9 protein-coding genes are annotated in these 6,418 nt (G+C 61.8%); 3 read left to right on the plus strand and 6 right to left on the minus strand.

All coding sequences use genetic code 11. From position 1 onward, the window contains the following. Positions 1-653: amino acid ABC transporter ATP-binding protein (locus tag Q0L57_RS03095; RefSeq protein ID WP_296737765.1), on the minus strand; the 653-nt coding region annotated here is incomplete at its 3' end. After that, the gene (locus Q0L57_RS03100; protein WP_296737766.1) at positions 653-1,534 is read right to left on the minus strand and encodes an amino acid ABC transporter permease; all 882 of its coding nucleotides are present in this window, start codon (positions 1,532-1,534) and stop codon (positions 653-655) included. The genes Q0L57_RS03100 and Q0L57_RS03095, both read right to left, overlap by 1 nt. Before the next feature lie 255 nt (positions 1,535-1,789). On the opposite strand from Q0L57_RS03100, the gene Q0L57_RS03105 reads away from it, so the two are divergent. After that, the gene (locus Q0L57_RS03105) at positions 1,790-2,350 is read left to right on the plus strand and encodes an ankyrin repeat domain-containing protein (RefSeq protein WP_296737768.1); all 561 of its coding nucleotides are present in this window, start codon (positions 1,790-1,792) and stop codon (positions 2,348-2,350) included. Positions 2,351-2,376: 26 nt separating this feature from the next. Here Q0L57_RS03105 and Q0L57_RS03110 read toward each other — a convergent pair whose 3' ends face one another. Further along, entirely contained in the window at positions 2,377-2,904 is a 528-nt protein-coding gene (locus tag Q0L57_RS03110) for a gamma carbonic anhydrase family protein (RefSeq protein ID WP_296737770.1), read from the minus strand. A 32-nt stretch (positions 2,905-2,936) separates the two neighbouring features. Continuing rightward, positions 2,937-3,269 (minus strand): hypothetical protein, encoded by a 333-nt coding sequence (locus Q0L57_RS03115; protein WP_296737771.1) that lies wholly within the window; start codon positions 3,267-3,269, stop codon positions 2,937-2,939. 103 nt (positions 3,270-3,372) lie between these two features. Here Q0L57_RS03115 and Q0L57_RS03120 point away from each other — a divergent pair, with 103 nt between their 5' ends. After that, entirely contained in the window at positions 3,373-4,101 is a 729-nt protein-coding gene (locus tag Q0L57_RS03120; RefSeq protein WP_296737773.1) for a hypothetical protein, read from the plus strand. 16 nt (positions 4,102-4,117) lie between these two features. Here the strand turns inward: Q0L57_RS03120 and Q0L57_RS03125 are convergent, their stop codons facing one another. Next, complete coding sequence (locus Q0L57_RS03125; RefSeq protein WP_296737774.1) at positions 4,118-4,606, minus strand: SMI1/KNR4 family protein; 489 nt, start codon at positions 4,604-4,606, stop codon at positions 4,118-4,120. Between the two features lie 152 nt (positions 4,607-4,758). On the opposite strand from Q0L57_RS03125, the gene Q0L57_RS03130 reads away from it, so the two are divergent. Continuing rightward, entirely contained in the window at positions 4,759-5,997 is a 1,239-nt protein-coding gene (locus tag Q0L57_RS03130; RefSeq protein WP_296737778.1) for a cytochrome P450, read from the plus strand. Positions 5,998-6,239: 242 nt separating this feature from the next. Here Q0L57_RS03130 and Q0L57_RS03135 read toward each other — a convergent pair. Beyond that, the coding region (locus tag Q0L57_RS03135) for a cupin domain-containing protein (RefSeq protein ID WP_296737780.1) at positions 6,240-6,418 on the minus strand (179 nt) is incomplete at its 5' end.

Genomic DNA, 6,418 nt, shown 5'->3' on the forward strand with positions numbered 1-6,418 from the left:
CGGTCGGCCACCTCGCGGCAGAAGCCGAGTTCGTGCGTGACGACGATCATCGTCGTGCCCGACGCTGCCAGCTCCTTCATCACGCCCAGCACCTCGCCGACCAGCTCGGGATCGAGCGCCGAGGTCGGCTCGTCGAACAGCATCGCCTTGGGTTTCATGGCGAGCGCACGGGCGATCGCCACGCGCTGCTGCTGGCCGCCTGACAATTCGCCCGGGTAGGCATCGGCCTTGTGGGCAAGCCCGACGCGCTTGAGCAAGGCCTTGGCTTCCTCGACGCAATCGGCCTTGGGGCGTTTTTGCACGCCCATCGGCCCCTCGATGATGTTCTGCAGCACCGTCTTGTGGGGGAAGAGGTGGAAACGCTGGAATACCATGCCCACCGACTGGCGCTGGCGGGCGATCTCGCGCTGGCTCAGCGGATAGAGCTTGTTCCCGTCGCGGCGGTAGCCGACGATTTCGCCGCCGATGGTGACATATCCGGCGTCAATGCTTTCAAGCTGGTTGATGCAGCGCAGGAAGGTGCTCTTGCCTGAACCGGACGGACCGATGATGCAGACCACCTCGCCCTTGGCGATTTCGAAATCGATGTCCTGCAGGACGTGGAAGGAGCCGAAATATTTCTGCAGGTCGACAGCCGTTATCAGAGCGTCCATCACGCGGCCTCCTCGACAAGGGTCTGCTGAGCAGGCTGGCCCGGGCGATGGCCGCCCCAGCCCTTCGAGAAATGGCGTTCGATGAAAATCTGGCCGATGGAAAGTACCGTGACGACGACCATGTACCAGATGGCGGCCACGATCAGCAGTTCGATGACGCGGGAGTTGACGTAGTAGACATCCTCGACGCTTCTCAGCAGTTCGGAAAACTGGATGACGCTGGCGAGCGAAGTGAGCTTGACCATGCCGATGGTTTCATTGCCGATCGGCGGAACGATCACGCGCATTGCTTGCGGCAGGATGATGCGCAGCATGGCCCGCAGTGGCGTCATGCCGATCGAAAGTCCTGCTTCGGCCTGGCCCTTGTCGATGGAGAGGATGCCTGCCCGCACCACCTCGGCGGTATAGGCGCCCTGCTGGATGCCGAGCCCCAGGAAGGCGGCTACGAAGGGCGTCATGACGTCCACGGTCTTCAGCGAGAAGAGGCCGGGAATTCCAATGGTGGGAAAGATCAGCGCAAGATTGAACCACAGCAGCAACTGCAGCAGCGCCGGCGTGCCGCGGAACAGCCAGACATAGCCGATCGAGACGTTCTTGAGCACCGGATTGTCCGACATGCGCATGATGGCGGCCATCACGCCCAAGACGATGCCCAGCGCCATGGCGCAAAAGGTCATGATGATGGCGTTGACGACGCCTCTGAGAACGCTCGGCGCAAAGATGTTGTCGCCGACATACTTCCAAGCGATGTCGCCTACCCAGAACGCCCTGACGAGCAGCACGAGCAGCACTATGACGACAAGGCCTAGTATTTTTGTCCAGATCTTGCGTGGCGGCACAACGACAAAGGCCGTCGACCTCGCGCTTTCGATATCGCCCATGACCGTTGTTCCCCGAAGGCTCTATGCCCTCGTTCTTGTTTTGATGACGAAACGTAACCTTGCGAGCACAGCTGCCGCAAACGAGATATGAACATGCGATTTATGATGGATTTGCATAAATCCATCGCCGCCTCAGTTCGTCGCCCTGCCGTCTTGCAGGCCTGCGTTTGCCTTTCCATCCTGTCCAATAGCCCTTTAAGCACGAGGCCAGCTGGAGCATTATGGGGCATCAATTCGCCACTTCGGATCAGCGCCGTGCTGGAGATTCCTGAAGATCGCTGCGAGCGGCACGCCCTGTTCAAAGCCATCCACGAGGCTTTCAAGGCAGGAGATTTCGAGGGCGTGGGCAATGCGCTCGGCGGCTCGGCCCGCTGGTTCGATGAGAAGATGCCGTTCGAGCTCGGTCTTGGGCATCCGCTCGAATACGCTGTCCATTGGAGTCCACCGGATTTCATCTCGCGGCTCCTCGATGCGGGCTCGAACCCGAACTACGAGGATCATACGGGCTTTCCTTCGATCATCGCGGCGCTGTCCGCCGCACGGCCGGACAGGCTGGCGATTGTCGGCATGCTTCTCGGGCATTGCGCCGACCCGAACATGCGAGGCGTGAACGACTGGACACCTTTGCACTATGCGGTTTCCCTGCGTGACGCCGAGGCAATTGGCCTTCTGCTCGCTTCAGGCGCGGACGCTTCGCTCAGGACTCGCATCGATGATTATGAGACGGCGCTGGAGAGCGCCGAAAGAGCCGGCTTCCAGGCTGGGACGTTGCTGCTGCGCGAGGCAATGAAGAACACTGGCGCAGACAAAAGATGAGTAGGCAGGCCGGCCGGGTCGCAGCCTCAGACTGACTTCAATCCCGCCTTGAAGCGCTTGCCGTTGGCGACATAATGCGCGGCCGAGACGCGCAGCCTCTCGATTGCCGCCTCGTCAAGCTCCCGGATGACTTTCGCGGGCGAGCCGACGATCAGCGAATTGTCTGGAAAAACCTTGTTCTCCGTCACCAGGGCATCGGCGCCGACGAGTGAGTTCTTACCGATCATGGCGCCGTTGAGGACGATGGCGCCCATCCCGATCAGGCTGTTGTCGCCGATGGTGCAGCCGTGCAGAAGCGCGCGGTGGCCGATCGTGCAGCCCTGGCCGATGGTGACCGGGCAGCCGGGGTCGGTGTGCATGATCGTATGTTCCTGCACATTGGTGTCGGCGCCGATCGTGATCGGCTCGTTGTCGCCGCGGATGACGACTCCGAACCAGAAGCCGGCATTGCGGCCGATCATGATATTGCCGATCAGGGTTGCGTCCGGCGCGATCCAGTTGGTCTCGGCGTCCTCGAATTGCGGCGCTTTTCCGTCGATCGCATAGACCGGCATTTTTCGTCTCCGATTCGCCTGCAGCTGAACAGTCAGCCCGAAACTAGGAGACCAGTCGCCCATGATGCAATGGCGACAAGCACGATACCGAGCGCCAGAGCCCATGCGACGGCAGTACATCCGCATGACAACAGCGCCAGCGTGCTGATGCGGCCCTCGCGCCGGGCATCGAGCGCCTCGTTGGCGAGCATGAACGGGCCGGCGCAGGCGGTCGCCGCGAGCGAACGCAGGATCCGGGTCGACGAAACATACGGCTCCGCGAAGGCGAGCCGGCGGCCGGAAATCAGTTCCATGGCCGATCCGGCCAGCCCGCAAGCTGTCAGGCCGACCGCGAATACATAAAGAGCAACGACTGCAGGGCTCATTTTTACCAACCGTTTACCATGAGATTGCACAGTTGATTGCGCGCGCTGCAAGAGCCGTGCCGCACCGGCTGTGCCACCCGGGGACAGCGGATTGGGGATCGCAATGAGTGAAGCGGCTGCCGACAGCCCGGAATTCGAGGTCGTCGACTCGACCTTCATGAAGCGCGTCTTCTACGCCTTCGCGGCGCTGGCGATGCTTTCGGTGGCGATCAGCGTTGGCGGCAAATGGCTCGGCCGGTCGATCGCCATGGCCGGCTATACCGACGATACCACCGTCAAGCAGGTCGTCATCGGCAGCAACGTCATCGCCGTGCCGGCCAACTTCATCCGCTTCGACCTGGCGCGGCACGACGGCGTCGCCTCGCGCCTAGATCTCTATCTTCGCTATCCCGAGATGGACGGGTACAGCACGGCGGCGCGCGACGACTTCAACCATACCGGAGAGGCCAGGAAGATCATATTCCTGTCGTTCGAACCGCGAATGATGTCGCGCGACATGAGCGGCCGTTTCGCGCCGATCTACAGCGCCCTGATCGTCAAGCCAGGCACGCCCGGTCCCGGCGGCACCATGCTCTACGGCTTCACCGAAAAGTCGGGCTATCTCAATGAGATGCTCGCGGTCGCCGACCGTCCCGGCAAGGATCCGTTCGTCGCGCGATGCCTGAGCGGGCCGAGCGCGGAGGAATCGCTGGCGCCCTGCGAGCGCGACATCCAGGTCGGCGACGATCTCAGCCTCACCTACCGTTTCCCGCGCGAGCTTCTCGGGGACTGGCAGGCGCTCGATGCGGCGATTGCTGCCAAAGTGGCAGGCATCCTGAAGGCGGGGCACTAGGTCCCCGGCACTCGCGCTACTGGGGTGTAAGCTTCGCGCTGGCTGCCAGAAATACATCGTTCCAGAAGCGCACATATTCAAAATGCTGGGCGCGCGTTAGCCATGCTCGGTTGGCGGGGTCAGTCGAATCTCCGCCAAACAACACCGGTTTCACTTCCGCGAGTTGCATCTGTGGATGAGAATCTCCGTCCTCCCGTGGAGCCAGCATTGCCTGCCAATCGCTAAATTCGTTTGCGACGACATTCGCGTACTTCCAGTTCAGGCCGACAAATGGGACTTGAACCATCGGCTTATGAGGCGAGCGCAAATCGAATCCGAAGGCCTCCCCAGAGCCGTCGGAACCAATCAATATGAGGCCAGGCGCGAGAGTATGAACGCCATACTCGATGTTAAACGACTCAAGATCCTGCCCAGCCCAGAGAAAAACAAGCTCATCGCCATAAATCCATTGCGAGTTGCCGTAACGCTCCAAAAAATCAAAGTAAGAGGTGGGAAGCGATAGCATGGCCAGTTTGATCTTGCCTGGAATGTGCGAAACGCCGCGCCCCTTGCACCCTGCCCTCAGACCTTCTCAGCCGGCCTGGCTGAACGATTCGGCATCACGAGAGCCAAGATACGGGCTGGCATCGGGATGACAAGGCGCGCTAATGGTCGGGCATGATGCCAGCCTATCTTACCTTCGATCCCGCCAGCCGCCGCCTGCGGCTCGACCCGCACCAGCCGGCCTTTGTGCAGAACCCCTATGAGGCCTATGCCTTCCTGCACGGCGCGGCGAACGCCTTCTTCTGGGAGGATTACGGCTTCTGGTGTTTCGGTGGTTTCGACGACGTCAACCGGCTGTTGCGCGATCGCCGTTTCGGGCGCCAGAACCCGGCCGGGATTCCCGACAGCCGTGGCGTCGGCGACGACCGCTCGCATCTTGCCGCCTTCGACGGCATCGAGGCCAATTCCATGCTGGAACTGGAGCCCCCGGTGCATACGCGGCTTCGCACGCTGGTCAACCGCGCCTTCGTCTCGCGCCAGGTCGAGCGGCTGCGCCCACGCATCGAAGCGCTGGCGAATGAGCTGATCGACCGATTCGAGCCAGGCGGCGTGGATCTCCTGCCGGCCTACGCCTCGCCGCTGCCGATCACGATCATCGCCGAGATGCTGGGCGTTCCTGTCGATATGGGGCCGCAATTGCTCGACTGGTCGCATCAGATGGTCGCCATGTACATGCATGGCCGCACGCGCCAGGTCGAGGATACGGCCAATCGCGCGGCGCGCGATTTCGCGGATTTCCTGCGCGGCTACGTCGCCGAACGGCGCAAGAAGCCCGGCGACGATCTGCTGTCGCTGCTGATCGAAGCCCAGGACAACGGCCAGAAGCTTTCGGAGGACGAACTGGTTTCCTCGGCCATCCTGCTGCTCAACGCCGGTCATGAGGCGACCGTGCACCAGACCGGCAATGCGGTGCGATCGCTGCTGGCGCAAGGCGGCGATGCGCGTCGCTTCTTCGCGACACCGGAAGCGAATGCCGCAACGGTCGAGGAATGTCTTCGCTTCGACGCGCCGCTGCATATGTTCCTGCGCTACGCCTATGAGGAGATCGAAGTCTCACCGCGCATTGTGGTCAAGCCAGGCCAGATGATCGCGCTTTTGCTCGGCATGGCCAATCACGATCCGCTGGCATTCGCCGGGCCCGACATCTTCAATCCAGCCCGCGCGGATCAGAAGAACGTCTCGTTCGGCGCCGGCATCCATTTCTGCATCGGCGCGCCGCTGGCGCGGCTCGAATTGCAGGTCTCGCTGAAAACCCTGTTCGACCGGCTGCCGAAATTGTGCCTGGCCGAGGAGCCAAGGTTCCGTGACACCTACCACTTCCATGGATTGGAGCGGCTGGCCGTCAATTTTTGACGGGTCCTCAACGTCGTCATCCTTGGGCGTACCGACGCGAAGCGGAGCGCAGACCCAAGGATCGATGCCGCAACCTTGGCCAAGGGATGCAGCGGCGCAGAATTCTGCACGGTGGTAGCCGCCTTAATGTCACGGCATCGTCTGCGCGCGTCGCTTCGCTCCTTCCTCCGCCCTAGAATGACGAAGCGATAGGCGTTCCAGCCAGTGTTCGACGCGCTAGCCTCCGCCATTAGGAAGCCCGGTCAAAGCTTGATCACATATTCCTTGCGGGTCGTCTCAACCACATCCCAGGTGCCCTTGAAGCCGGGCCTCAGCACGAAACTGTCGCCGGCCTTGACGGTGCGTGCCTCGCCGCCGTCCTCGGTGATCACCGAGACGCCGGACAGGATGTGGCAGAACTCCCACTCGTCATAGACGATGC

Origin of the sequence: Mesorhizobium sp., assembly GCF_024509055.1 — a bacterium.
Classification (GTDB): Bacteria; Pseudomonadota; Alphaproteobacteria; order Rhizobiales; family Rhizobiaceae; genus Mesorhizobium.